Annotated in this window: 23 protein-coding genes and 3 pseudogenes; 13 read left to right on the top strand and 13 right to left on the bottom strand. The window is 69.3% G+C overall.

What is annotated here, in order from left to right:
• Nucleotides 1-117: 117 nt before the first annotated feature.
• The gene (locus WS46_RS09645; protein ID WP_059690347.1) at nt 118-2088 is read left to right on the top strand and encodes an APC family permease; all 1971 of its coding nucleotides are present in this window, start codon (nt 118-120) and stop codon (nt 2086-2088) included.
• Between the two features lie 42 nt (nt 2089-2130).
• Here WS46_RS09645 and WS46_RS35995 read toward each other — a convergent pair whose 3' ends face one another.
• A complete protein-coding gene (locus WS46_RS35995; RefSeq protein WP_179949142.1) occupies nt 2131-2289 on the bottom strand; it encodes a hypothetical protein in 159 nt (52 codons plus the stop codon).
• Between the two features lie 219 nt (nt 2290-2508).
• Here WS46_RS35995 and WS46_RS09640 point away from each other — a divergent pair, with 219 nt between their 5' ends.
• Both WS46_RS09640 and WS46_RS35990 read left to right on the top strand, forming a co-directional pair.
• Nucleotides 2509-4428: a DUF3857 and transglutaminase domain-containing protein gene (locus WS46_RS09640; protein ID WP_059690346.1), complete on the top strand. Its 1920-nt coding sequence runs from the start codon at nt 2509-2511 to the stop codon at nt 4426-4428.
• A 56-nt stretch (nt 4429-4484) separates the two neighbouring features.
• The gene (locus WS46_RS35990; protein ID WP_179949141.1) at nt 4485-4652 is read left to right on the top strand and encodes a hypothetical protein; all 168 of its coding nucleotides are present in this window, start codon (nt 4485-4487) and stop codon (nt 4650-4652) included.
• A 93-nt stretch (nt 4653-4745) separates the two neighbouring features.
• On the opposite strand, the gene WS46_RS09635 is transcribed toward WS46_RS35990, so the two are convergent.
• Nucleotides 4746-5780, bottom strand: coding sequence for an AraC family transcriptional regulator (locus tag WS46_RS09635; protein WP_059690345.1), 1035 nt, complete (start codon nt 5778-5780; stop codon nt 4746-4748).
• Between the two features lie 70 nt (nt 5781-5850).
• Here WS46_RS09635 and WS46_RS09630 point away from each other — a divergent pair.
• Nucleotides 5851-7066, top strand: a pseudogene (locus WS46_RS09630) (MFS transporter).
• Nucleotides 7067-7214: 148 nt separating this feature from the next.
• Here the strand turns inward: WS46_RS09630 and WS46_RS09625 are convergent.
• On the bottom strand, nt 7215-7982 hold the full coding sequence (locus tag WS46_RS09625; RefSeq protein ID WP_059690344.1) for an isocitrate lyase/phosphoenolpyruvate mutase family protein: 768 nt from the start codon (nt 7980-7982) through the stop codon (nt 7215-7217).
• Nucleotides 7969-9024 (bottom strand): trans-acting enoyl reductase family protein, encoded by a 1056-nt coding sequence (locus WS46_RS09620; RefSeq protein WP_059690343.1) that lies wholly within the window; start codon nt 9022-9024, stop codon nt 7969-7971. The genes WS46_RS09625 and WS46_RS09620 overlap by 14 nt, the downstream gene beginning before the upstream one ends.
• 118 nt (nt 9025-9142) lie before the next feature.
• Between WS46_RS09620 and WS46_RS09615 the strand changes: the two genes are divergently transcribed.
• Complete coding sequence (locus tag WS46_RS09615; protein WP_059532112.1) at nt 9143-9736, top strand: TetR/AcrR family transcriptional regulator; 594 nt, start codon at nt 9143-9145, stop codon at nt 9734-9736.
• 18 nt (nt 9737-9754) lie between these two features.
• Here the strand turns inward: WS46_RS09615 and WS46_RS09610 are convergent, their stop codons facing one another.
• Nucleotides 9755-10222: a MarR family winged helix-turn-helix transcriptional regulator gene (locus tag WS46_RS09610; RefSeq protein WP_059532109.1), complete on the bottom strand. Its 468-nt coding sequence runs from the start codon at nt 10220-10222 to the stop codon at nt 9755-9757.
• Between the two features lie 82 nt (nt 10223-10304).
• Between WS46_RS09610 and WS46_RS09605 the strand changes: the two genes are divergently transcribed.
• Both WS46_RS09605 and WS46_RS09600 read left to right on the top strand, forming a co-directional pair.
• Nucleotides 10305-10673, top strand: a complete 369-nt coding sequence (locus WS46_RS09605) for a hypothetical protein (RefSeq protein WP_059690342.1) — start codon at nt 10305-10307, stop codon at nt 10671-10673.
• A gap of 94 nt (nt 10674-10767) precedes the next feature.
• Complete coding sequence (locus tag WS46_RS09600) at nt 10768-11385, top strand: glutathione S-transferase family protein (protein WP_059690341.1); 618 nt, start codon at nt 10768-10770, stop codon at nt 11383-11385.
• 65 nt (nt 11386-11450) lie between these two features.
• Here WS46_RS09600 and WS46_RS09595 read toward each other — a convergent pair whose 3' ends face one another.
• Nucleotides 11451-12173 carry an HAD family hydrolase gene (locus tag WS46_RS09595; RefSeq protein WP_059690410.1) on the bottom strand — a complete coding sequence of 241 codons (723 nt, stop codon included), beginning with the start codon at nt 12171-12173 and terminating at the stop codon, nt 11451-11453.
• A gap of 29 nt (nt 12174-12202) precedes the next feature.
• Nucleotides 12203-12346 (bottom strand): annotated as a pseudogene (locus WS46_RS35190) (ornithine cyclodeaminase family protein); the annotation flags it as partial.
• An 8-nt stretch (nt 12347-12354) separates the two neighbouring features.
• On the opposite strand from WS46_RS35190, the pseudogene WS46_RS35985 reads away from it, so the two are divergent.
• The 4 genes and pseudogenes from WS46_RS35985 to WS46_RS09580 all read left to right on the top strand — a co-directional run.
• Nucleotides 12355-12481: pseudogene (locus WS46_RS35985) on the top strand (transcriptional regulator); the annotation flags it as partial.
• Nucleotides 12482-12740: 259 nt separating this feature from the next.
• Nucleotides 12741-13325: a DUF2760 domain-containing protein gene (locus WS46_RS09590; protein WP_059532098.1), complete on the top strand. Its 585-nt coding sequence runs from the start codon at nt 12741-12743 to the stop codon at nt 13323-13325.
• On the top strand, nt 13322-15163 hold the full coding sequence (locus tag WS46_RS09585; RefSeq protein WP_059690340.1) for an Hsp70 family protein: 1842 nt from the start codon (nt 13322-13324) through the stop codon (nt 15161-15163). The genes WS46_RS09590 and WS46_RS09585 overlap by 4 nt, the downstream gene beginning before the upstream one ends.
• 5 nt (nt 15164-15168) lie before the next feature.
• Nucleotides 15169-17904, top strand: coding sequence for an Hsp70 family protein (locus tag WS46_RS09580; protein ID WP_059690339.1), 2736 nt, complete (start codon nt 15169-15171; stop codon nt 17902-17904).
• Nucleotides 17905-18060: 156 nt separating this feature from the next.
• Here WS46_RS09580 and ctlX read toward each other — a convergent pair whose 3' ends face one another.
• Together ctlX and WS46_RS09570 are read right to left on the bottom strand one after the other, a co-directional pair.
• Nucleotides 18061-19062: a citrulline utilization hydrolase CtlX gene (gene ctlX, locus WS46_RS09575; RefSeq protein WP_059690338.1), complete on the bottom strand. Its 1002-nt coding sequence runs from the start codon at nt 19060-19062 to the stop codon at nt 18061-18063.
• 58 nt (nt 19063-19120) lie between these two features.
• Nucleotides 19121-20200 carry an ornithine cyclodeaminase gene (locus WS46_RS09570; RefSeq protein ID WP_059690337.1) on the bottom strand — a complete coding sequence of 360 codons (1080 nt, stop codon included), beginning with the start codon at nt 20198-20200 and terminating at the stop codon, nt 19121-19123.
• A gap of 295 nt (nt 20201-20495) precedes the next feature.
• Between WS46_RS09570 and WS46_RS09565 the strand changes: the two genes are divergently transcribed.
• Nucleotides 20496-20927, top strand: coding sequence for an Lrp/AsnC family transcriptional regulator (locus tag WS46_RS09565; protein ID WP_044845386.1), 432 nt, complete (start codon nt 20496-20498; stop codon nt 20925-20927).
• Between the two features lie 44 nt (nt 20928-20971).
• On the opposite strand, the gene WS46_RS09560 is transcribed toward WS46_RS09565, so the two are convergent.
• Genes WS46_RS09560 through WS46_RS09545 form a run of 4 tightly spaced genes read right to left on the bottom strand, consistent with a single transcriptional unit; the run spans nt 20972 to nt 24615 of the window.
• Nucleotides 20972-21565, bottom strand: coding sequence for a peroxidase-related enzyme (locus WS46_RS09560; RefSeq protein WP_059690336.1), 594 nt, complete (start codon nt 21563-21565; stop codon nt 20972-20974).
• Entirely contained in the window at nt 21562-22107 is a 546-nt protein-coding gene (locus WS46_RS09555) for a CMD domain-containing protein (protein ID WP_059690335.1), read from the bottom strand. Before WS46_RS09555 ends, WS46_RS09560 begins: the two co-directional genes overlap by 4 nt.
• A 46-nt stretch (nt 22108-22153) precedes the next feature.
• On the bottom strand, nt 22154-23596 hold the full coding sequence (locus WS46_RS09550; protein ID WP_059449149.1) for an NAD(P)-binding domain-containing protein: 1443 nt from the start codon (nt 23594-23596) through the stop codon (nt 22154-22156).
• Nucleotides 23593-24615: a LysR family transcriptional regulator gene (locus WS46_RS09545; RefSeq protein ID WP_059449148.1), complete on the bottom strand. Its 1023-nt coding sequence runs from the start codon at nt 24613-24615 to the stop codon at nt 23593-23595. The genes WS46_RS09550 and WS46_RS09545 overlap by 4 nt, the downstream gene beginning before the upstream one ends.
• Nucleotides 24616-24969: 354 nt before the next feature.
• On the opposite strand from WS46_RS09545, the gene WS46_RS09540 reads away from it, so the two are divergent.
• The gene (locus WS46_RS09540) at nt 24970-26163 is read left to right on the top strand and encodes an ABC transporter substrate-binding protein (protein WP_059532073.1); all 1194 of its coding nucleotides are present in this window, start codon (nt 24970-24972) and stop codon (nt 26161-26163) included.
• Nucleotides 26164-26182 lie beyond the last annotated feature (19 nt).

The following is a 26182-nucleotide window of genomic DNA, read 5'->3' as shown; positions in this document are numbered from 1 at the left end:
GAAAGCGGCGCGGTGCCGTCGGTCGCGTCTCATGGAATGTGCGGACTGGTGCGGCGGCCGGGCGTCGACTAGCTTTAGAGGATGACGCCGCTGCGCCGGGGCTTCCGGGAGGGGACCATGACCGCATTCCAGAAGATGTGGCAGCTAATGATCGGAAAGCCGCTGGACCCGCTCGATCCGCGCACGCGCCATGCGATCGCCGTGACGCCGTTGCTGGCCTGGGTCGGGCTCGGCGCCGACGGGTTGTCGTCGTCGTGCTACGGCCCGGAAGAGGCGTTCCTCGCGCTCGCGCACCACACGCCGCTCGCGCTGTTTCTTGCGCTCGCGACCGCGGCGACCGTGTTCATCATCGCGCTCGGCTACAACCAGGTGATCGAGCTGTTCCCGACCGGCGGCGGCGGCTATCGCGTCGCGACGTCGCTGCTCGGGTCGAAGCCGGGGCTCGTCTCGGGTGCTGCGCTGCTGGTCGACTACGTGCTGACCGTCGCGACGTCGCTCGCGAGCGGCGTCGACGCGTTCTTCAGCCTGCTGCCGGTCAGTGCGCAGATGTTCAAGCTCACGACCGAGATCGTGCTGATCCTGCTGATGACGGGGCTCAATTTCCGCGGGATGCGCGAATCGATCATGGTGCTGCTGCCGATCTTCATCGGCTTCGTTGTCCTGCATTTCGGGCTGATCGTGTATGGCGTCGCCGTGCATGGCAGCAACCTCGCGACGATCGTGCCCGATGCGGTGCACGAGGCGCACGGGATGTCGCAGTCGCTTGGCGTGTTCGTGATGCTCGCGTTGCTGATGCGTGCGTTCTCGCTCGGCGGCGGCACCTATACGGGCCTCGAGGCCGTGTCGAACAACGTGAACATGCTCGCCGATCCGCGCGTGCCGAACGGCAAGGTGACGATGTGGTACATGTCGACGTCGCTCGCGTTCACGGCTGGCGGCATCATCCTGCTGTACATGCTGTGGCACGCGCGGCCCGTCGAAGGCGAGACGCTCAACGCGGTCGTGTTCGGCCGCGTGATCGACCACCTCGGGCTCGGCTCGGCGTTCGCGCGGCATGCGCTGCTCGCGGCCGTGCTCGCGTTCGAGGCCGGGCTGCTGATGGTCGGCGCGCAGACGGGCTTTCTCGACGGCCCGGCCGTGCTGTCGAACATGGCGTCGGATTCCTGGGTGCCGCGCCATTTCCGCGACCTGTCGACGCGCCTCGTGCGGCAGAACGGCATCATCGTGGTCGGCCTGTCGAGTCTGCTGATCCTGCTGTGGACGCACGGCAGCGTCGACGTGCTCGTCGTGCTGTACAGCATCAACGTGTTCCTCACGTTCAGCATGTCGCTGCTCGGGCTATGCACGTATTGGTGGCGCCATCGCAGCGAGCGCGGCTGGTTCAAGCATTTCTTCCTGTCCGCGCTCGGGTTGACCGTGACGGCGACCGTGCTCGTCATTACGCTGGTCGAGAAGTTCACGGCCGGCGGCTGGCTCACGGTGCTCGTGACGAGCGCGGTGATCGCGCTGTGCTTCATGATCAATCGCCACTACGCGTATACGCGCGCGCAGCTCGCGAAGGAGGACGCGCTGTTCTCGGGGGCGCCGCCGGAAGTCGACGAAGCTACCGCGCCCGGCAAGCCCGATCCATCGCAACCGACGGCCGTGCTGCTGGTCGGCAAGCATCGCGGCGCGAGCATGCACGCGCTGCTGTGGGTCAACCGGCTGTTTCCCGGGCATTTCCGCAACGTGATCTTCCTCGCGGTCGGTGAGGTCGATGCGAAGGCGTACGACGGGCACGAACATCTCGAACGGCTGCGTCACTCGATCACCGAAGCGCTCGAATACTACGTCGCGCACTGTCGCCGCAACGGCATCGCCGCCGACTATCGGATCGCGTTCGGCACGAATCCCGTCGTGGAATTCATGAACCTCGCGTCGTCGACGCTCGATGACTATCCGAACGCCGTGTGCTTCGCGAGCAAGCTGATCTTCCGGCGCGTGAATTTCCTGACCGCGTGGTTGCACAACCAGACGCCGGTCGAGTTGCAGGCGCGCCTGCATGTCGAGGGCAAGCAGATGGTGCTGCTGCCGATGAACGTCGGGTAGCGGCGGCGCGGAAAGCGCGTGCGCGACTGCCGGCGGCAGCCGTCACGGTTGATGATGCCGATGCGGGCGGTTGGGCCGTCGCAGCGGCGGATGATGGAATTTAGCCCTCAGCCGGTCGCGCCCCGGACGCTTGATGAAGAACAGCACGGCGAGCGCGACGAACGCCAGCAGCACGACGACTTCCACGATCCCGGTTTCCATGGTGCCTCCTCGTCGCGAGCGGGCGATCCATCGCCGTCGTTCGGCGATCGGGCGGATGCCGGCGGCCGCACGCGATGACGCTTCCATGTCTCATTGTAGGTCGGCGCGCACCGGCTTGACGCGTACGGATGCGACGCCCACACTGGCCGACACGAGCGTGGCGCGGTCGCCGTATGCGCTGCGCGACCGTGCTGTCCGTGAACCGCGACGAGGTGCGATGTGGTGCGCTTTTCTGCCGGCCTGGCCGGCTGGATGCTGGCATGTGCCGCCGCGTTCGGCGCATCGAACGCCGTCGGCGCGACGCCGGGCGCGGGGCCGACCTTGGGCGGAGCGAACGACGTGGCCGACGAAGCGCCCGTCACGCTCGTCAGCGATGTCCACGAATTCGTGATCCAGCACGACGGTTCGCTCGACGAGCACGACGATTCGACATTGCGCGCGAACAACGCGAACGGCATCGACGAGATCGCGCAGCGCTACGTATGGTTCGACAAGAATCTGGAGAAGGTCGACCTGCTCGCGGCCGAGACGATCGATCGCGACGGCGTCGCGCATCCGGTCGGCCCCGACGGCATCCGCGACGTCCAGGAGCCGCGCTCGGCTGGTGCGCCGACGTTTCAGGACGGGTTGCTGCGCACCGTCGTGTTTCCGGGCGTCGAGGCCGGCTCGGGCACGCGCATCGCGTTCCGCAAGTCGCGCACGAGGCCGGTCAACGCGGGTTACTTCGGCTACTACGTCGAGCCGTCGCGCGAGCCGGTGGAGCACCAGCGGCTGATCTTCGACGTGCCGGCCGACATGACGCTGCACGCGGACGCGCGCGGCTACGTCGCGCTGCCGCCGGTGACCGCGAACGGCCGCACGCGCTACGAATTCGACTACCGGCACGGCCCGTACGAGCGCATCGAGAGCGGTGCGGTCGGTTACCCGACCTACGGCGACCGGCTCGTGGTGTCCACGCTGCCCGACTATGCGGCGTTCGCCGCGCGCTACCGCAACGCGGCCGTCGACCCGGGCGCGAACGATCCGGCCGTCGTGCAGCTCGCACGCGCGCTCACCGCCGACGCCGCCGATCCGCACGACAAGGCGCGCATCCTCTACGACTGGGTGCAGGCGAATGTGCGCTACGTCGCGCTCTTTCTCGGCGAGACGGCCGCCGCGCCGCATCGCGTGACCGACATCCTGCGCAACCGCTACGGCGACTGCAAGGACCACGTCGCGCTGTTCGGCGCGTTGCTCGCGGCGGTCGGCATCCGCAGCGAACCGGTGCTGATCAATCTCGGCTCCGTGTACACGCTGCCGTCGGTGCCCGGTTACGGCGGCGGCGCGATCAATCACGCGATCACGTGGCTGCCCGATCTCGACCTCTACGCCGACACCACGACGGCCGGCATTGCGTTCGGCTACCTGCCGCCGATCGTGATGGATCGGCCGGCTTTGCTCGTCGACACCGGCGTGCTGTCGCGCACGCCCGCCATGCAGCCGAAGCGTCGCACCGCGCGCGTGGCGATCGATGCCGCGCAACCGGGCGCCTCGGGGTTTCACGCGCTCGTCGAGGACGACGGCTGGACCGCCGAGCTCGAACGCACGCTGTTTCGCCGCGCGGCGCCCGACCGGATCCGGCAACTCGCGAACGAACGCCTGCGGCAAAGCGGGCTGCGCGGCCACGCGCGGATCACGACGAGCGACCGCCGCGCGACCGGCGGGCCGTTCGACGTGACGTATGCCGGCACGCTCGATCACGTCGTGTGGCCCGACGGCACGACCGCCGTGCCCGTGCTGTCGAGCCTTACGGGCGGCATCGCGACACAGGTCGAAGGCTGGCTGGCCGAACCCGCGCGCACGCAGCCGTGGACGTGCATCGGCGGCAGTTTCGAGGAGACCGGCCAGATCGCGCTGCCGGCCGACGTCGCGGTGACCGACCTGCCGGCCGATGCGGCCGTGCACGACCGCTTCGTCGACTTCGCGTCGCATTACGTATTCGATGCGGCCACGCGGGTCGTGCAGGTCACGCGGCGGATGAAGGCCGAATTCGGCCGCCAGGTCTGCACGCCCGACGAGTTCACGGCGCTGCGTGCGTCGCTCGAACGCATCGAACGCGACACGCAGGCGCAGATCGTCGTGCGGGCGAAAGGGCATTGAGCGGGGAGGGGGATTGAGCGCGTCGCCGCCATCGGCCGACGCACGGGAGGAACATCATGACGGAACGGGAACACGAGATCGCCGATCTGGCGAAGGAATTGCTGGGCCGGATCGTGCAGGGCGCGATGACGAACGGCGCGCCGGTGGATGCGCAACAGTGCGCGGCACTGGCCGTGGAGTGCGCGACGGCGCTGGTGGACAAGCTCGACGCGCACAGCGGTTGAGCTCGAGCGTCACGGGCGACGGCGGATCGAGCGATGCCGGCGTGACTCGGCAGGCGTTCGCTTGGCCCCGCGCTGCACGCGAAGCGTTACAGGTCACACGTCGGCGTGCGTGTCGCCTTCGGCACGCACCGCACCCGGCGGCCTGCCGACCACGCGCTTGAACGCGCGGCTGAACGCCGCGAGCGACCCGTAGCCGAGCCGGTATGCCACCGCTTCGATCGTTTCGCCCTCGCGGGCGATCCACTGCGCGGCGAGCCGCATCCGCAGCTCGGTCAGGTAACGCACCGGCGTCATCCCGGTGGCCGCGAGAAAGCGCTCGGCGAATACCGAGCGCGACACGCCCGCTTCGGCGGCGAGTTCCGCGACGCTCCAGTTGCGCCCCGGATCGCGATGCAGCGCGACGATCGCGCGACCGAGCTTCGGCTCGCGCAGCGCCTGCACCCAGCCCGTCGCGTCGCCGCATCCGCATTCGACCCAGCCGCGCACGATGAACGCGGCGACCACGTCCGCGAGCCGCGCGAGGATGCCCGCGAAGCCGGCGCGTTCGGAGCACGATTCGCGTTCCATCGCGTCGAGCATCGGACGGATTTCCGGGTAGCGCGCGAGCAGCGTGCCGACGTGCATGAATTCCGGCATCGTCCCGACGAGCGGCTGCATGCCGCCGAGATCGAGCTCCATGCACGCGCTGAAGATCAGCGCGTCGCCGGCGGCCGGCTCCGTCGCGGCGCACGACGTCGCGCCCACCGACGCGACCGTGTCGCAGATCTTCGCGACCTCGAACCCGCCGATCTCGCGGCACGGCGCATCCGGATCGGACACCAGCGCGTGCGTGCGGCCGTGCGGCAGCAGGATCGCGTCGCCCGCCTCGAGGCGCATCGTCGTGCCGTCCGCGTCGCGCAGCAGCACGGGCCCGCGCCCGACGAAATGGAACTGCGCGCGGCCCGGCGCATGGCCGAAACTCAGCCCGAACGGCCGCGGCACCTGGATGCGGCGATACTGCACGCCGCTCAGGCGCATCCCCAGCAGCAGCTCGCTGACGAGGTCGTGCACGTCGGGGACGGGAGGAAGCAGGGGCTCGGACATCGCGAAATTCGGACGATCGATCAACAAGAACGGATTGTATGTCATAGACCGTCCTGCCGCCGTTCCTTACGATACGTCGTCATCAGTATTTTCCCTATACGACCCGGAACGACGCATGAATCCAGGAATCTCCTCTGCCGCCACCATGGCGGCCCCCCGCGAGCCGGCCTGGGGCGCCGTCTTCGCGATGACGCTGGGCGTGTTCGGTCTCGTCACCGCCGAATTCCTGCCCGCGAGCCTGCTCACGCCGATGGCCGACAGCCTCGGCGTGACCGAAGGCGTGGCCGGCCAGGCCGTCACGGCCACCGCGACGGTCGCGCTCGTCACGAGCCTGCTGATCTCGGCGCTGACGCGCACGATCGACCGCCGGCGCGTGCTGCTCGCGTTTTTTTTCGGTGCTGCTCGTCGCGTCCAATCTCGCAGTCGCGTTCGCGCCCGACCTGACGACGCTGCTGATCGGCCGCGTCGTGCTCGGCGTCGCGCTCGGCGGCTTCTGGACGATGGCGACCGCCACCGCGATGCGGCTCGTGCCGACCGCGATGGTGCCGCGCGCGCTGTCGATCATCTTCAGCGGCGTGGCGGTCGCGACGATCGCGTCCGCGCCGATGGGCAGTTATTTCGGGCACCTGATCGGCTGGCGCAACGTGTTCCTGGTCGCAGCCGGGCTCGGCGGTCTCGCGTTCGCGTCGCAGGTGATGACGCTGCCGTCGATGCCGCCGAGCGGCACGACGCGGCTGCGCACGCTCGTCGACGTGCTGCGCCGGCCGACCGTCGGCCTCGGGATGTTCGCGACGATCCTCGTGTTCACCGGGCATTTCGCGTTCTTCACGTATCTGCGGCCGTTCCTCGAACAGGTCGCGGGCGTCGGCGTGAACGGGCTGTCGGCAATCCTGCTCGGCTACGGGATCGCGAACTTCGTCGGCACGTCGCTCGCGGGCCGCGTGCTCGAGCATCGACTGCGGCCGATGCTGATCGGGATGCCCGCGCTGATGGTCGTGCTCGGCGTCGCGCTCGTCGCGCTCGGCCGCGCACCGATGATCGACGCGGTGCTCGTCGCGTTGTGGGGGATGGCGTTCGGCGGCGTGCCGGTCGCATGGTCGACGTGGGTCACGCGCACCGTGCCCGACGAGGCCGAAAGCGCGGGCGGGCTGATCGTCGCGGCGATCCAGCTCGCGATCGCGACGGGCGCGGCGGCAGGCGGCGTCGTGTTCGACGCGAACGGTGCGGGCGGCGTGTTCCTGGGCGCGGCAGCGGTGCTGGCCGTGGCGGTCGCGACGATCGTGACCGGCGTGCCGAAGCGGGTGGGCGTGGCGCCGGCGCTGGCCGAGTGAGGTGCATGCGGGCCGATCGACGCGAGCGTGGATCGGCCTGCCGTTCGGGCCGTCGAGAAACCGGCGTGTCCCGATGATGTGACCGGCGCGGGCACGCTGCTTGTTGCGGCGCGCCCGCTGTTTGCTCCATGCGACGTTCAGCGGCCGATCAGCCGCCCTGCCTGACCACCGCCGCAAGCGCCTTCATCGCCTGCAGGTAAGGGTACGGCCCGTGGCTGATGCGCGCGACGCCGTATGACGCGAGTTCGGCCAGCGTCGGCGTTTGCGCGACGCGCATGATGTTCACGGGCAGCGGCGACGCGGCCGTCAGCGCGCGAATCAGCGCCGGCGACTGCAGCCCCGGCACGAACAGGCCGTCGGCGCCGGCCGCCGCGTACGCATGCGCGCGCGTCAGCACATCGTCGAGCAAACGTTCGTCGTGCGTGTCGGCCGCGGCCTTGAAGAACACGTCGGTGCGCGCGTTGATGAAGTAGCCGATCTCCGCGCGGTCGGCCGCCTGTCGCGCCGCCGCGAGACGCGCCGCCGCAGCGTCGACGGTGCGCAGCTCGCCCGTCGCCGGAAAACTGTCCTCGAGATTGCAGCCGATCGCGCCGGCCTCGATGCTGCGCGCGATCGTGTCCGCGACATCCTCCAGCCGCTCGCCATACCCGCTTTCGAGATCGACGGTGACGGGCAGGTCGGTCGCCTGCGCGATCCGCGCGAGCACTTCCATCACGAGCGCTTTCGGCATCTGCTCGCCGTCGACGAAACCGTTGGCCGCCGCGACCGACCAGCTGCCGGTCGCCAGCGCGACGCCGCCCGCGTCGGCCACCGTGCGCGCGCTGCCGGCGTCCCACACGTTGAACAACGCGAGCGGCTGGCCCGCGCGATGAAGCGAACGGAAATACGCGGCTTTCTCCTTGTTATTGCGGCTCATGCTCGTTCCTCCGGTTGAAATTTCGATCGGTGTTCTTATCGAACGATACGGCGACCGTGTCGAGCGCCGCGAGGAAATCGCGTGCATCGAACAGTTCGCCGAGGCTGCGCACGCCGCCCGACGTCAACGCCTTGCCGCTCAGCAAGCGGACCGTCGCCTCGACGATGATCGGTGCGCTGACCGCATAGATGTCGCGTCCCGACGCGGTCGCGCGATGCGTGCTGCCGTTCTGCACGACGACCACGTCCATCGCGAATTGCTGCGCGGAGCGGCCAAGCGTGTCGACCGGCCGCGGCGGCGGCGTGCCGGCATCGCGCACGTCGCGCAGCGCGCGCGTCGCGAGCCAGGACTCGATCGTATCGATGCGCAGATGACGCGCGAGTGTCATCACTTCCGAAAACGGCAGCAGCGTGACGTCGACGTCGCCGAGCGGCGACGGGAACGGCCACCTGCGTTCGCGTGGCGTCGACGGGACGGCGGTCGGCTTGCCGTCCTTCCGGATCAGCCGGATCGCATGATTGCGCTCGCCGGTCACGCGCGTGCCGCGCGTCGGATGCCAGCTGTCGAGGCCGGTCGCGACGTCGACGCGCTCGATCGGCTCGCGTGGTTCGACGATCGCCGTGACGAGCAGATCGGCCAGGCCGCCGTAGAACGCGGCGGCCGGCACGAGCGTCACGCCGGCGGCGCGTGCGCGGGCGTCGCGCTGGTCGGTCAGCGCCTGGACCGACGGCTGTTCTGCCGTCAGGTCGAGATACGGGATGCCTGCCCGCAACGCCGCATCGGCGAGCGGCAGCGCGGTATCGAGGTACGGGCCCGCGCAATTGATCACCGCGTGCGCGCCGCGCAACGCGGCGTCGAGCGCGGCCGGATCATCGACCGAGGCGACGCGCCACGGCGGCGCGTCGGGGCCGCCTTGCGCGAGGCGCGCGGCATCGCGCCCGATGCGGATCGCGCCGAGGCCGCGCCGTTCCAGCTCGGCCACGACGAACCGCCCCGTGTGACCCGTGGCGCCATACACCGCAACCGTCATTCGATCGTCCATGATCAGCTCCGATACAGATCGGTCTGTTTTATAGTACAAACCTGTAGCGTCGTCAACTTCCGGGTGCTATCATCGGACGCACTTTCGCGAGACGGGCGGCCTCGGCGGCCGGGCTTGGATGAAAAAGGGAACGGACACGAACGGGAGCGCGCCCGATACGCGCGAACGCATTCTGCAAACGGCGAGCGCGTTGTTCTACCAGGAAGGGACGCGGGCGGTCGGCGTGGACCTGATCGTCGCGCGGGCGGGCGTCGCGAAGACGAGCCTGTATCGGCACTTCGCGACGAAGGACGACCTGATCGAGGCGTTCCTGCTGCGCGAGGATGCGGATTTCTGGGCGCACTGGGACGCGGTGGCCGCGCAGTACCGGCGCACGCCGCGCGAGGAACTGGATGCGCAGCTGCAGTGGATCGGCGAGCGCATCGAGCGCCCCGGTTATCGCGGCTGTCCGCAGATCAACATCGCCGCCGAGTACGCGGACGGCAATCATCCGGCCCGCAAGGTCGCCGTCGCGCACAAGCAGGAATTGCGGCGCCGGCTGACGGAGCTGGCCAGCGCGATGCGGATCGACGAACCGGAAACCTACGCGCTGCGGCTCGCGACCGTCATCGACGGCGCGCTCAGCAGCGGGCAGGCGCTGCACGCGCACGGGCCCGTGCGTTTCCTGCAGGAGTTCGCGCAACTGCTGATGCCGAAGAAGGGGCGGAAGTGACGCGCATGGCGCGCCGCGTCAGCCGCGCGTAGCCGGATCCTCCGACAGCGCGCGCAACTGCCCGCGCAACACATCGACTTCGCCTGCCGCGAACGGCCGTTCGATGTCGGCGTGCGTTTGCTGCCACAGCGGGAACGCTTCGGCCAGCAACCGATGGCCGGCCGGCGTGAGTTGGAGCAGGCGGCTGCGCTTGTCGTCCGGATCCTGCGTGATCGTGAGCAGCCCGCGCCGCTCGAGCGGCTTGAGCGCGGCGGTCAGCGTGGTGCGGTCCATCGCGAGCAATGACGCGACCGATTTCATCGCGGCCGGCTGCGGCCGGTTCAGCGACATCAACAGCGAAAACTGGCCGTTGGTGAGATCCAGCGGACGCAGCACATCGTCGAAGATGCGCGCGAGATTGCGCGCCGCGCGCTGCATGTGCAGGCACAGACAGCAATCGCGCACCATCAGCGTCGTTTCGAAAGGGAGCTCTTCTTTGCGTGCCATGTTGCAATTGTGTTGATATCAACCTATTGTGTCAAGGACGAGGAGCGGCAGCCCGTCGTTCCCGCCATCGGACGGAGGAAGCATGGGTGCGCAACAGCAGTTGTATCTCGCGGTATTCCTCGGCAGCAAGGAGAGCCCGGCCATGAAGGCGTGGATGGCGCTGCCCGAGGACGAGCGGCGTGCGCGGGAGCGCGAGGGGATCGCCGCATGGCACGCGTGGGTCGACCGGCATCGCGACGCGATCGTCGAGCTCGGCGGGCCACTCGGCAAGACCAAGACCATCGGCAAGGGCGGTGTGACGGACACCGCCAATGCGATGAGCGGCTTCACGGTCGTGCGCGCCGCATCGCACGACGCGGCCGCCGCGCTGTTCGAAGGCCATCCGCATTTCACGCTGTTCCCGGGCGACGCGATCGACGTGATGCCCGTGCTCGCGGTGCCGGGCATGTGAGCGGCGACGGGCGCTGCGTGCGCGGTCGTCGCGGCCGATGGGCCGTCGCCCGTGCGCGGCATTTTTCCCCGACATTATCAAAGGAGACATTGCGATGAAGCTTTACGGATTCGCCGGCACGCGCTCGCAACGCGCGCTCTGGGGGCTCAAGGAACTGGACGCGGATTTCGAGTTCGTGTCGGTCAACCTGCTCGAGGGCGAGCACAAGCGGCCCGAATTCCTGCGCCTCAATCCGGCCGGCAAGGTACCCGTGCTCGTGGACGGCGACCTCGTGATTCCCGAGTCGGCCGCGATCGTGCTGTATCTCGCGGACAAGTACCCGGAGAAGGCGCTGTTGCCCGTCGATCTGGCGCTGCGTGCGCAGGCGTATCGGTGGGTGATGTTCGCGGTGACGGAGCTTGAACAGCCGCTGTGGCGGATTACGCGCCATTCGTTCATCTATCCGCCGGAAAAGCGCTCGCCGGCCGATATCGAGCTGGCTCGCGAGGATTTCGCGACGATGGCCGCGATCCTCGAAAAGCATCTCGAAGGGCGCGAATTCATCGTCGGCGACTCGTTGACGGTGGCCGATTGCGTGACGGTCTACCTGATCGACTGGGCGAGCGAATGCCACCTGATCGAACCGTTTCCGCAATTGCGCGCGTATCTCGAGCGGCTTTATGCGCGACCGAAGGCGCCGCAACGGATCGCGGACGCGCGCAAGGCGGCGTGAAGCAGTGGTCGGACCTGCCGACGACGGGGGCGATCGAATTCGGCCGCGATCTGGCGGGCTCGCGGTTACGACGCTTCGACGGGGCCGCCGAGCGCACGACACAGCGCCGACAAGTCGCGAACGGTCAGATGCGGGGACGGGGCACGCGGCGCGGCGTGCTCCGCTTCCGGTCCTTCGTGACGCACCACCCAGGCCGCTTGAAGCCCCGCATTCAACGCGCCGACGACATCGAGGTGAAAGTCGTCGCCGACGTGGAGCAGCTCCGCCGCAGGCACGCCGAGCTTCGCGGCGGCCGCATGGAAGATTTCCGGCTCGGGTTTCGCGAATCCGAACGCGCGCGCGCTGAGCGTGTCGCGGAAGAACTCGCCGCCGCCGGTCAGTTGAAGGTCCGCATTGCCGTTCGTCACCGCGATCAGCGGAAATCGCGCGCTCAACCACGCGAGCGCCGGCAACGCATCGTCGAAGAACTCGACCCGGTTTCGCGCGGAATAGAACACGTCGTATGCGCGGTCGGTCAGCGTGACGTCTTCGTTCGCGCGTTCGAGCGCAAGCCGGATCGAGCCGATGCGCAGCGCACGGAAGTCGCTGACGAGGTCCGGCCGCGAGCGTTCGTATTCGTTGCGCAACTGGCCCAGTGCCTGCGACGTGGGCACGACGCTCGCGGTATCGGGCGCGTGCGCGATCAGCCACGCATGCAGCGACGCCTCGGCCCGTTCGACGGCGGGGCCGAACGGCCACAGCGTGTCGTCGAGATCGAACGAGATGGCGGAAATTCTGGATAGACGCATGACGATGGAAGATACCACGCCCGTGCCGTTCAACACGGCCACGGGATCGAACGTCCGGTCAGGTCCTGCAGCGCGAGTCCCGTCATGTCGAACACGGCGATCTCGCCCGGCGATCGATCAACGGACACGGTGCCGGCAAGCACGTCGCCGATTTCAGCGCGCGGCGGATCGGGCGTGTCTCTTGAATCTGTCGGCCACGCTGAAGGAGGCCGAAGCGGTGCTGCTTGCGCGTTTCGGCGAGGTCACGCCCGGCATGCTATCGCGCGATTTCGAGGCGAAGGCGGCGCGCCCCCCGCAAGCCGCGCTGACGCGCCGCAACATCGCAACCATCACCCGATAACCGGCAGTCCGATGCAATCCGGCGCCGCGCGAAACCCGCACGCCGCCGTGTTCTGTCCCCCAACTTCTGCCCGGTTCGCCCGCCACAGGGCAAAATACGGGTTTTCCGCACCCGAGAGGGCGCGCCCGAATCACGCGCCGGGCGGCGGCAGTGCGCCATCGCACGCCGCCGCCCGGCGCCCAGGCAAGATGCTCGCCGTGTCGCGAGCCCACAGGAGTCCAGACCCCATGCCCGAATCCAACCTGTCCTTCTTCGGCCGGCTGTCGCTGGCCGTCGGCACGTTCTTTTCCGTGATCGGCAACCGCGAGTTCGCGGCCGGCGTGCTGCGCGTGCGCGACGGCGCGCCGGCACCGGTTGCCCCGGCGCCGGTTGCGCCGGCCCCCGCCGCGGCTCCGGCGCCCGCGAAGGCCCCGGCCCCCGAGCTGCGCGAAGCGAGCCCGCAAGCCGCGCTGCAACTGCTCGGCCTGCTGCAGCGCGATGCACGCTTCATCGATTTCGTCGAGGAAGACATCGCCGGCTATGCGGACGCCGACATCGGCGCCGCCGCACGTCTCGTGCACGACGGCTGCCGCGCCGCGCTGCGCGAGCATTTCACGATCGTGCCGGTGCGCGACGAAGCCGAAGGCAGCCGCGTGACGCTGCCGGCCGGCTTCGACGCGACGGCCGTGCGCGTGACGGGCAACGTCGTCGGCTCGGCGCCGTTCACGGGTACGGTCAGCCATCGCGGCTGGCGCGTGGCCGACGTGCGCCTGCCGAAGCTGACGGGCAGCCACGACGCATCGGTGGTCGCACCGGCGGAGGTGGAACTGTGAGCGATCCGCGCTATTCGATCGGTATCGACCTCGGGACGACCCATTGCGCGCTGTCGTACGTCGACAGCGCCGCGAGCGACGGCGAAAAGATCACGCAGCAGGTGCTGCCGATCGCGCAGCTGACCGCGCCGGGCGCGCTGGAGTCGCGCGACCTGCTGCCGTCGTTCCTCTATCTTCCGCATGAAAGCGAGCTGACGCAGGGCGACCTGACGCTGCCGTGGACGGCCTCGCGCACCTTCGCGGTCGGCGAAATGGCGCGCACCCGCGGCGCGGGCACGCCGATCCGCCTCGTGTCGAGCGCGAAGAGCTGGCTGTGCCACCCGGGCGTCGATCGCCGCGCGGCGATCCTGCCGAGCGATGCGCCGCCCGAGGTGTCGCGCGTGTCGCCGCTGGAAAGCTCGATCCGCTACCTGACGCACCTGCGCGAAGCGTGGGACCACGCGCATCCCGACGCGCCGTTCGCCGACCAGGACGTGACGGTCACGATTCCCGCGTCGTTCGACCCGGCCGCGCGCGAACTGACGGCGGAAGCCGCGCGTGCCGCCGGCTATTCGCGGATGACGCTGCTCGAGGAGCCGCAGGCGGCGCTCTACAGCTGGATCCAGAAGAGCGAAGGCGGCTGGCGCAAGCAGGTGCGGGTCGGCGACCTGATCCTGTGCGTGGACGTCGGCGGCGGCACCACCGACCTGTCGCTGATCGCGGTGGTCGAGCGCGAAGGCAACCTGGAACTGCATCGCGTGGCGGTCGGCGAGCACATCCTGCTCGGCGGCGACAACATGGACCTCGCGCTCGCGCACGTGGTCGCGCGCAAGCTCGCGCAGCAGGGCACGCAGGCCGATCCGTGGCAACTGCGCGCGCTGACCTACGCGTGCCGCGCGGCGAAGGAAACGCTGCTGTCCGACCCGACGACCGACGCGGTGCCGCTCGTCGTGCCGAGCCGCGGCTCGAAGCTGATCGGCGGCTCGATCCGCACGGAGCTGACGCGCGCGGAACTCACGCAGACGATCCTCGAAGGCTTCTTCCCGCAAGTCGATGCGGCGGCGCGTCCGGTGAGCCGCGCGCGCGTCGGCCTGACGCAACTCGGCCTGCCGTATGCGCAGGATGCGGGCATCACGCGCCATCTCGCGGCGTTCCTCGGCCGCCAGGTCGCGGCGCTCGACGCGCTCGACGGCGTGCAGCGCACGCTGCCGCAAGGCGCGACCTTCCTGCATCCGACCGCGGTGCTGTTCAACGGCGGCGTGTTCAAGTCGACGCTGCTCACGCAGCGCGTGCTCGACACGCTCAACGGCTGGCTGGCCGCCGAAGGCGCGCCGTCCGCGCGCCTGCTCGAAGGCGCGGATCTCGATCTGGCGGTCGCGCGCGGCGCGGCTTATTACGGTTACGTGAAGCGCGGCCGCGGCGTGCGTATTCGCGGCGGCACGGCGCGTGCGTATTACGTCGCGATCGAATCGGCGATGCCCGCGGTGCCGGGGCTGGAGCCGCCGGTGCAGGCGCTGTGCGTCGCGCCGTTCGGGATGGAGGAAGGCTCGGATGCGGCGCTGCCGCCGCAGGAGTTCGGCCTCGTCGTTGGCGAACCGGTGCAGTTCCGCTTCTTCGGATCGTCGGTGCGCCGCCAGGACCAGGTCGGCACGCTGCTCGACTACTGGTCGCCCGAAGAGCTGCAGGAACTCGAGGAAATCCAGGCGACGCTGCCTGCCGAAGGGCGCACGGTCGGCGAGGTCGTGCCGGTGAAGCTGCACGCGCGCGTGACCGAAGCCGGCACGCTCGAACTCGAGGCGATCCCGAGCGGCACGAACGAGCGCTGGAAGGTCGAGTTCGACGTGCGCGGCGCCGCCTGAGCGCGATGAAGCGCTATACGGTCGGCATCGACCTCGGCACGAGCAACACGGTCGTCGCATACGTCGAGGCCGGCTCCGACGCGATCCGCGTGTTCGACGTCGAGCAGCTGGTCGGCCCCGGCGCGGTGGCCGCGCAGCCGCTGCTGCCGTCGGTGCGCTATCACCCGGCGGCGGGCGAACTGCCGCCGGATGCGTTGCGCTTGCCCTGGGCGTCCGATGCGACGGCCGGTGAGCCGCCGGCCGTGATCGGCCGCTATGCGCGCACGCTCGGCGCGCAGGTGCCGGGGCGGCTCGTCACCAGCGCGAAAAGCTGGCTGTCGCACGCATCGGTCGACCGGCTCGCGGCGATCCTGCCGTGGGGCGCGGCCGAAGGCGTCGACAAGGTGTCGCCGGTCGACGCGAGCGCAAGCTATCTCGCGCATGTGCGCGCCGCGTGGGATGCACGCTTTCCCGACGCGCCGCTCGCGAAGCAGGACGTCATCCTGACGGTGCCGGCGTCGTTCGACGACGGCGCGCGCGCGTTGACGGTCGAGGCCGCCAAACGCGCGAAACTGCCGGCGTTGCGGTTGCTGGAAGAGCCGCAGGCCGCGTTCTACGACTGGTTGTACGGCCAGCGCGAGACGTTGCGCGACACGTTTGCCGCCGCGCGCCGCGTGCTGATCTGCGACGTCGGCGGCGGCACGACCGATCTCACGCTCGTCGACGTCGCGCCGGGCGACGACGGCGAACCGGCCTTCACGCGCGTCGGCGTCGGCAATCACCTGATGCTCGGCGGCGACAACATGGACCTCGCGCTCGCGCGCCTGGTCGAGACGCGGCTGACCGAGCCCGGCACGCGGCTGTCCGCCGCGAGCCTGTCGCAGCTCGTCGAACGCTGCCGCGCGGCGAAGGAGCGGCTGCTCGGCGACGACGCGCCGGCGTCCGTCACCGTGACGCTGCTCGGCGCGGGCAGCAAGCTCGTCGGCGGCGCGCGTTCGGCCGAGCTGACGCGGCAGGAAGTCGAGCAGATCGTCGTCGACGGCTTCTTTCCGCAGGTCGATGCCGGCGAGCTGCCGCGCCGCGCGCGGGCCGCGATCGTCGAATTCGGCTTGCCGTATGCGAGCGACCCGGCCGTCACGCGCCACGTCGCCGCGTTCCTGAATCGTCATGCGGAAGGCCCGCTGCCCGACACGCTGCTGCTCAACGGCGGCGTGTTTCGCGCGGGCGCGCTCGCCGGCCGCCTCGCGCAGACGCTCGGCGCGTGGCGCGGCGCGCCGCTCGACGTGCTGCACAACGCGCATCCGGACGTGGCGGTCGCGCGCGGCGCGGTGGCCTACGGCCTTGCGCGGGCGGGGCATGCGCCGCGCATCGGCGGCGGCTCCGCGCGCAGCTATTTCCTCGTGCTCGACGATGGTGACGGCGACGCGGCCCCGCGTGGCGTCTGCCTGCTGCCGCGCGGGTCGGAAGAGGGCCGCGAGATCCGGCTCGAGGAGCGCGTGTTCGCGCTTCAGCTCGGGCAGCCGGTGCGTTTCCATCTCGTGTCGACGGTGGCCGAGACGGCATACCGGCCCGGCGATCTCGTCGAACTGGCCGGCGGCGATTTCGTGCGGCTGCCGCCGATCGCGACGGTCGTCGATCGGCAAGCCGGCAGCGACGCACGCGAAACGCCGGTGAAACTCACGGCATCGCTGACCGAAGTCGGCACGCTCGAATTGCACTGCATCGCGACCGACGACGCGTCGCGGCGTTGGCGGCTCGAATTCCAGTTGCGCGGCGACGCGCCCGCGCAGGGCGACGACACCGCGCTCGCACGCCATCCGCGTCTCGATCATGCGATCGAGCTGATCGACCGCTCGTTCGGCAGCAAGGCCGCGAACGTCACGCCGAAGGACACGCGACGGTTGCGTGCGCAACTTGAACAGGTGCTCGGCCCGCGCGACGAGTGGGACGTCGCACTCGCGCGCGAACTGTTCGACGCGTTGCTCGCGCGGGCGCGTCGCCGCCGGCGCTCGGCCGATCACGAACGCGCGTGGCTGAACCTCGCCGGCTATTGCCTGCGGCCCGGCTTCGGCCATCCGCTCGATGCGTGGCGCATCGAACAGCTGTGGCCGCTGTTCGACGACGGGATTCAGTACGTGAACGACGCGCAGGTGTGGTCCGAGTGGTGGACGCTGTGGCGGCGCGTGGCCGGCGGCCTCGACGACGACGCGCAGACGCAGGTGCGCGACGCCATCGCGTTCCTCGAACCGTCCGATGACAAGCGCCGCAAGCTGCCGTTTGACCCGGCCAAGGTCGGCCCGGCCGACATGACGCGCTTGTCCGCGTCGCTCGAACGATTGCCGGTCGAGCGCAAGGTGGAACTGGCCGAGCGTTTGATCGTGCAATTGCAGAAGCCGGCCGAGCGCACGCTGTGCGCGTGGGCGCTAGGACGGATCGGTGCGCGGCGGCCGTTCTACGGCAGCGCGCACAGTGTCGTGCCGGCCGACGTCGCGAACCGCTGGCTCGACGCGCTGTTCGCGCTGGACTGGAAGCAGGTCGAACCCGCGGCATTCGCGGTCGCGCAAATCGCGCGGATGACGGGCGACCGCGAACGCGATTTGCCGGACGAGACACGTGAGGCCGTGATCCGGCGTCTGTCGGCCGCGAATGCGTCGGCCGCGTGGATCGACATGGTGCGCGAGGCGATCGCGTTCGACGAAGCCGACACGGCACGCGTGTTCGGCGAAACGCTGCCGGCCGGGTTGAAGCTGCTGGCGGGGTGAGCGGCGAGAGGGCTCCGGTATCGTTCGGATACCGGAGCATTCTGCGGCGTTGCCGATGCGGGCCGACGCCCGCCGATTCGATTCAATACCCTTCGAACAAGAAACGGCTGCCGTTGCATCGCATCGGCAGCCGTTTGCGCTTCGTGAGTCTGCCGGTCAGATTTGCGGCGTCGTCTCGCGTGGCAACGCGGCCGATTCCACGGCGATCGCATCCGGCGCGGTTACCCGCCGCGCGAGGTGTATGCCCGCGAGCATGCAGCGCACCGAGCCGCCGGCTAGTTCGATCGTCGGCACGTCGAGCGGCAGCAGCCGCGCGGAGCGCTCGATCGTCGCGCGCTGGTCGCCCGTGAGGCAGTCGAACGCGCGCCGCGACAGCGCGAGCACGCGCCCGTCCTTGCCCGACAATTCCAGCGTATTGCCCGCGAAATTCGCGATCTGCGCGTGATCGAGCGCGATCACCGTGCGGCCCGTTTCGGTCAGGCGTTGCGCGATTTCGTCGCGGCGCCGGCGGTCGGCGATCAGGTCGAGGCCGACCATCGCGAACGCCGTTGCGACGCTCATCATCACGTTCGTGTGATAGATCGGGTTCCCGTTCGCGTCGGCCGTGTCGAAGCAGATCGGCTCGAAGTTGAAGTGCGTGCAGAAGCGTTCGAGCGCGACCGGATCGGCGCGGCGCGAACGCGCGGTGTACGCGATCCGCGCGACGTGGTCGAGCACCATCGCACCGGTGCCTTCGAGGAACACGTCGTCGTATTCGAGCCCCGAGTAGTCGATCACGTCCTGCACGCGGTATTGCGCCTTCAGCATCTCGACGATGTCCGCGCGTCGCTCGCGGCGGCGGTTCGGGCTATACATCGGAAACAGCGCGATGTGCCCGCCCGGATGCGTCGAGAACCAGTTGTTCGGGAACACGGAGTCGGGCGTGTCGCGCTCGCCGTGGTCGTCGAACACGTGCACGCGCACGCCTGCGTCGGCGAGCGTCCGCGCCGCGGCCGTGACTTCGTCGCGCGCGGCGGCCGACACCGACGGCGCGTCGTTCGCCCCGGCGGCGGCCGTGCGCTGGAAGGCGTTGTCGGCCGCGGTCTGCGGGTTCGGCAGGAAGCGGTGCGGCCGGATCATCACGACGGCGGCCGGCGCCTGGATCGATACGAGATTCATGAACGGTGAGGGCGGGAAGCGGGGAGCAGGGCGGCGCGCACGCCGCCCGGGATGACGATCAGCGCGCGAACGCGGCGACGGCTTCGGTCACGAAGGCCGCGTGACCCCGCGCGATCGCGGCCGGATCGTCGATCAGCGCGAACAGGTTCTTCGGATCGACGGCCGGCGGAATCAGCGCGATCTCGACGCCCGCGTTGTGCTGCTGCGCGAGCGCGTACAGGTAGCGCAGCGCCGAGTAGTCCTCGAGCGCGAAGCCGACCGAGTCGAACACCGTGACTTCGTCCGCGCGTTCGCGGCCGGCCGTCTCGCCCTGCAGCACGCGCCACAGCTCGGTCACCGGAAAGTCGGCCGGCATCTGCTGGATTTCGCCCTCGATGCGCGACTGCGGCTCGAATTCGACGAACACGCGGCCCGCTTGCAGCACGCTCGCCTCGAGCTCGGTCTTGCCCGGGCAATCGCCGCCGACCGCGTTCAGGTGTATGCCGGGCTCGATCATGTCGGCGGTGACGATCGTCGCATATGCCTTGTCGGCGGTGACGGTCGTCACGATGTCGGCGCCGCGCACGGCGTCGGCGGTCGACGCGGCGCGCACGACGCGCAAGTCGGGGTAGGCGGCGAGGTTCTTCACGAGCTTGTCGGTCGCGAGCGAGTCGACGTCGAACACGCGGATTTCCTCGATGCCGAGCAGCGTATGGAACGCGATCGCCTGGAATTCGCTTTGCGCGCCGTTGCCGATCAGCGCCATCGTGCGCGAGTCGGGGCGGGCGAGCGCCTGCGCGGCGAGCACCGACGTCGCGGCCGTGCGCAGCGCGGTGGTCAGCGTGAGTTCGGCGAGCAGCAGCGGATAGCCGGTGTCGACTTCGGCCAGCGCGCCGAACGCCATCACCGTGTGCATGCCGCGCGCGGCGTTGACGGGGTGGCCGTTCACGTACTTGAACGCGAACAGCGATGCGTTCGCGACGGGCATCAGCTCGATCACGCCGTCGCGCGAGTGGCACGCGACGCGCGGCGACTTGTCGAAATCGGCCCAGTGCAGGTAATCGGCGCGCAGCGTGTCGACGAGTTCGCGCAGGAACGTCGTGACGCCCGTCCTGGCGATCAGTCGGGCGGTGGCGGGAACGTCGAGGAAGCGGGTCATCGGTCTGTCTCCAATTTTTGCCGGTACGGGTGTCCAGGCGTCCTGGTCGAGCGGGGCGGGCGCGTCGGCCCGGGCCCCGGCTCCATCAAAAGCGGTGTCGCGGCGTGTGCGGCCGGGCGATGGAGTCATTATTTCCGTGAGTCGAGCCAACAAAAAGACGGCAAAAGTGGCAGATTTATCGATAGACTTGGCAGATTGCTGGCCATATCCGGCAGTTTGTGCAATCCACGCTGGTCGAAATGCGCGCCGTCCGGCACGCTGGCGGCCGTCTCACGTTCAACAGGAAGGTCCGTTCATGATCACGCTCGACGACGTCGACCGGCAGCTCATCGCGCTGCTGCGCGACAACGCGCGGATGCCCGTGGTTGCCCTCGCGAAGGCGTTGCGCGTCGCGCGCGCGACCGTGCAGAACCGGCTGACGCGGCTGGAGAAGAACGGCGTGATCGTCGGCTACACGGTGCGGCTCAAGCCGGCGGCCGAGCGGCACCGGATCCGCGCGCTGATGTCGATCGCGGTGCAGGGCAATCGCGGCGCGGAAGTGGTGAAGGTGTTGCGCGGGCATCCGAACGTCGCGTCGATCCACAGCACCAACGGGCGCTGGGATCTGGTCGCCGAGCTGCACGCCGATTCGCTCGAGCATTTCGATCGCGTGCTCGGCGCGATCCGGTTGATCGACGGGATCGCGAATACGGAGACGAGCATTTTGTTGTCGACGCACAAGGCGTGACGCGCGGCGGCGCGTCAGCCCATGTGCTTGCCTGCGCCAGCGTATCAGCTGCCGGTTGCCGGCTCCGGAAACACCGGCTCGCCCAGCGTCAGCATCAACCGGTTCGCCCACGCGAAGATCGCGATCGCGTGCGACAGGTCGAGAATTTCCTCGTGCGTAAGCCCTTCCGCCTCGAGCGCGGCGATGTCGTTTTCATCCAGCGTGTCGGGCCGTTCTGTCAGCGCGATCGCGTAGCGGATGATCGCGCGTTCGCGCGCGGTCGTGCCGGCTGTCGACGGATCGTCGAACACCTGGTCGATCGCATCCGTGCGCTTCGCAAGTTGCGTGAAGCGCTGCGCATGCACCGATGCGCAATATACGCAGCCGTTCACGCGTGACACGGCAGTGCTCGCCAGCTCGCGTTCCGCGCGCGACAGTCCGCCGGGGCCGTACATGATCGCGTTGAATACGCCTGAACGCTGCCGCAGGATCTCGGGCAGGTGCACGAGCAGCAGGTAATAGTCGGATGTCTTCGCTTGAGGATGGCTCGTTTCGAGCACCGCGAGCTGCTCTGCCGTTGCGCTCTCGAGCGGCACCGTGTCGAGCCATGCACGCCAGCCGAGCGTGTCGGACGTGAAACCGTGAGTCGCCGTAGTCATGCTGCCTCCCGGGTGGCGCGCGCCTGCAACGCTCGCGCGGCCGCCGCGACACGCAGCTGATACGCGACGAACGCGACGAGCTGCGAGAGCGCGACGATCGCGGGCGTCGTGAACCCGGCCGACTTCAGCGCATCGAGATCGGACGGACGCGCGTCGACGGGCGAGAGCGTCAGGCGTCGCGCATGCGCGAGGAGCGCGCCGAGGCGTCGAGGCAGCGCGTCGAACGCATCGGCATCCGAACGGGCGATGTCGTCCGGCGTGCCGCCCGCGTCGATCAGCCGTGCGCGGTAGGTCGCGGCCAGCGCGTGCGCATTCGATCGCTGCGCGACATACCGTGCCGCATGCAATCGTTCGATCAACGAAAGATCGGGCAGCGCGGCGTCGAACAGCGCGGCGTCGAACAGCGCGGCTTCGGCGAGCCGCGTATGGAGCAGAACCTTGTCGCGTGCGCGACGCAGCATGGCCACTGCGTCGCTTTCGCGCAGGCCGGCGATGGCGTCGATCGTATCCGGCGCGGCGGCCGGCGGGAGGAGGGCGGTCATCGTGGTGGTTTCCAGTCGTCGTGAGTGTCGTGGATCGCGGCGGCGTTCATGCGTCGGCGTCGCGCCATTCGTCGCCTTGCAGCTCCGCGGTCGCGAACGTGACGAGCGCGTCATAGTGGCGGTCGCGATCGGCGTCGAACAGCCGGCTCGCGATGCCGCGTGCGAGCCGCTCGGCGCCCGCGCTGATCGCGGGGATGTCGCCGGACAGCTTGCCGTGGCTCAGGCTTGCCGCATGGTTGAAGCAGTGGATGTGCGTGACGGCCGGGCAGGCACCGCGCTCGCGTTCCTGGAACGCGAACGCGGGACCGAGATCGGGCGACTCGGCGAGCTCGTCGAGCCACGTGCCCGGTTCCGGTTGATAGCGATCCTTCCAGCGCCGCACATGCGGCCCGAACGACGCGAATTCGGTGCGCGTCGTCCAGTCGGAATGAAAGCCCGTCGCGAAGATCAGGAAGTCGACCGTGGTGCGGACGCGCGGCGTGACGACGTCGAGGCCGTCCGCGTGTTCGACCAGCGCGTCGATCGGGCTGCCTGCGTGGAAATGCGCGCCGGCGTGCCGCGACACGCGCAGCACGCTGTCGCGCGGCGGGGGCGTTTGCGATGTCAGCGCGTAGTGCATGAAGCGCCATTTCGTTGCATCGTCGAGATCGGCATAGCCGTGCACGAGGCCGGGGCTGCCGATACCCGTCAGCTTGTTGATGCGCGGAATGTCCGCGCGACGGAAGAACAGGTCGACGCGCGCGGCGCCCGCTTCGAGCGCGGTGCCTGCATTGTCGAACGCCGACGCGCCCGCGCCGACCACGCCGACGCGCTTGCCGGCGAGCGAATTGAAATCGATCGGCTCGGACGAATGGGCCCAGCGCGTGCGCGGCGCGCGTTGCGCGACGGGCGGCACGTACGGGCCGCCGAGCCCGTCGCGGCCGGTCGCCAGCACGACGTGCCGTGCGAGCACGGTCTGCGCCTGGCCGTTCGCGCGCAGGTCGAGCGCGAGCAGGCCGTCGTCGCGCGGACGCAGCGCCACGAGCGCGGTGTCGTTGCGCACCGGCAGGTCGAGCACGCGGCGATACCAGCGCAGGTATTCCATCCATTGCGTGCGCGGAATCTTGTAGAGCGCGTCCCACGCGTCGCGGCCGTATTGCGCTTCGAACCACGCGCGGAACGTCAGCGCGGGCAGGCCGAGCGCGGGGCCGGTGAGCTGTTTCGGCGAGCGCAGCGTCTCCATCCGCGCGAACGTGACCCACGGGCCTTCGTAGCCGGCCGGCGCGCGGTCGATCACGCACTGGTTGTCGATGCCGAGCAGGCGCAGTTCGGCGGAGGCCGCGAGCCCCGCCATCCCGCCGCCGACGATCGCGACGTCGAGCACGCGCGTGCCGTCGACGTCACGTGGCGGCACCCAGGATGGTGCCGGCAGATCGAGCCAGCGCAGGTCCTGGGCGAGGCGGGCTTCGAGTCTGTCGAGTGCCTCGTGCGTGTCGGGCGTCGCCGTCATGCGGCCTCCGGGCGGGTACGGCGTGCGCGTGGGGCGCGTGCCGTGCGTGTCGCGCGAGGCGGGCGATCGGTGCGCAACCGGTCGCCTCGCAACAACGCGTCATGTACGGATGCGTCGTGAAAGATCACGTCGTCGAGCAGCGTGCGCGTCGTGCGGTGCAGCGCGTCGAGCAGCGCATCGACGGCGGCCGTGCGCGGCTTGCCGGTCGGCGTCGCGACACCGAACGCGAACGGGATGTCCACATCGAGCGGACGTGCGACGACGCCGTCCACCGGCAGCGCCACGCCGATCGCCGGGTCGACGATGCCGATTCCGACGCCCGCGCGCGCGGCCATCACCGCATTCAGCGACGCATTGGTTTCGATGAACACGCGCGCATCGACGCGTGCGGCCGCGAATGCCGCATCGATCCGCTGGCGCAGCCGGTGCCGGTTCGCGACCGTCACGATGCGGCGGCGTGCGAGATCGCGCAGCGCGATGCGCGGCTTGTCCGCGAGCGGATCGCCGGCCGGCAACACGGCGACGCAGGGCGTCTGTGCGATCCAGTGCACGTCGAGCCCCGCATGCGCCATCGGCAGCGTGACGACGCCGATATCGGCCGTGCCGGCGAGCACTTCGTGCACGACGTGCTCGGCCGACTCGCTGCGCAGCTGGTAGTGCGGCGCGTGCGCGTCGTCGGGCAACGCGGCGAGCGCGGCCGGCACGAGAGTGGCCGCGAGCGAAGGCGTCGCCGCGAGGCGAACGGGTTCGGCCGTGTCGTCGCCGAGCGCGCGCGCACGCGCTTCGATTGCACGCAGGCCGACAAGCGAGCGTTCGACTTCCTCGTACAGCAGGAACGCGCGGCCAGTCGGCGTGACGCGGGGGCCGTGGCGGTCGAACAGCGTATAGCCGAGATCGGCTTCGAGTTCCTGGATCTGCCGCGTGACGGCCGGCTGCGAACGACCGAGCAGTTCACCCGCGCCGGTCACGCTGCCGGTCGACATGACCGCGGAAAAGGCTTCGAGTTGATGCAACTCCATGACGCGTTCCGATGATGCGATTTGCGCATTGTAGGAGTGCCATCATGCGAGATTCATATAATGATTTTTCGTATCGACAGCGCGAAAAATGCGAAGCGCGCACCCGTGTCGACGGCAGGCCATGCGGGCCTGCGGATCGACCGGAAGCGGCGCCGCGCGGCAAACATCAATCGAATCAATGCGCTGCGGTGCACGCCGATGCGTCGCGCGACACGCGATATGCGGGAGACCACGGCAAGTGCATGTTGCTTCGCGCCGCACGCGATATCGATATGCGCAAAACTTCGTTTGAGCGCCCTGAACCGGATGGTTACATGCCCTCACTCTTTTCGACTGACCGATGGTGGGGGACGCATGAACGTTTCGGGGAACGACGCACGCGGCGCATGGCGGCGCGTGCTGGGCACGGTGGCAGCACTGGCTGCTGCATGGGGCTTGTCGACGGGCGGCGCGCTCGCGGCGGGCGTATCGGGCGAGCCGGTGGTGATCGGCGTGAGTGGGCCGCTCACCGGGCAGGACGCGCAATACGGCGAGCAGTGGAAGCGCGGCTTCGACCTCGCGCTCGACGAGATCAACGGCAGCGGCGGCATCCACGGCCGGCCGCTCGCGGTCGACTTCCAGGACAGCCGCAGCGACCCGCGTCAGGCGGTGGCGATCGCGCAGAAATTCGTCGCGGATCCGCGCATCGTGATCGAGCTCGGCGACTTCTCCAGCGCGACGTCGATGGCCGCGTCGCCGATCTACCAGCGCGGACAACTGATTCAATTCGGCTTCACGAACTCGCATCCGGATTTCACCAAGGGCGGCGACTATCTGTGGAGCACCGCACTGAGCCAGGCCGAGGAGCAGCCGCTGCTCGCGCGCTACGCGGTGAAGGAACTCGGCTTCAAGCGGGTCGCGGTGCTGTACCTGAACACCGACTGGGGCCGCACCAGCAAGGACATCTTCGCGAAGGCGGTGACGGGGCTCGGCGCACAGGTCGTCGCGGCCGAAGGCTACCAGCCGACGGAAAAGGATTTCCGCTCGACGCTCGTACGGATCGGCGCGTCGAAGCCCGATTCGATCGTGCTGATCTCCTACTACGCGGACGGCGCGCAGATCGTGCGGCAGGCCCGCACGTCGGGCGTCACGCTGCCGATCGCAGCGGTTGGCTCCGTGTATTCGCCGAAGTTCCTGGAACTCGGTGGCACGGCCGTCGACGGCGTCTATACGGAATCGAACTTCTTCCCGGCCGAGCCGCGCCCGGAGGTGCAGGCGTTCGTGCAGCGCTATCGCGCGAAATTTCATGCCGATCCCGATTCGTTCGTTGCGCGCGCATACGATGCGCTGATCCTGTCGGCCGAGGTGCTGCGCCGCTACGGCGCGACGCGGCAGGCCGCGCACGACGGTTTCGCGAAAGTGAGCGACGTGCCGAGCGTGATCTTCGGCAAGGTGCGCTTCGATTCGCAGACGCGCCGTGTCGCGGGCGCACGCACCGTGTATCTCGTCGTGAAGCAGGGGCAGTGGGCGCTGTGGGACGGCGCGAAGCCGCAGCTCGCGGCGCGCTGAGCCCGCCCCCGAACCGCAT

This window comes from Burkholderia sp. RF4-BP95 (assembly GCF_001521985.1).
Lineage (GTDB): Bacteria > Pseudomonadota > Gammaproteobacteria > Burkholderiales > Burkholderiaceae > Burkholderia > Burkholderia diffusa.
This window is presented reverse-complemented; position numbering and strand designations above follow the sequence as displayed.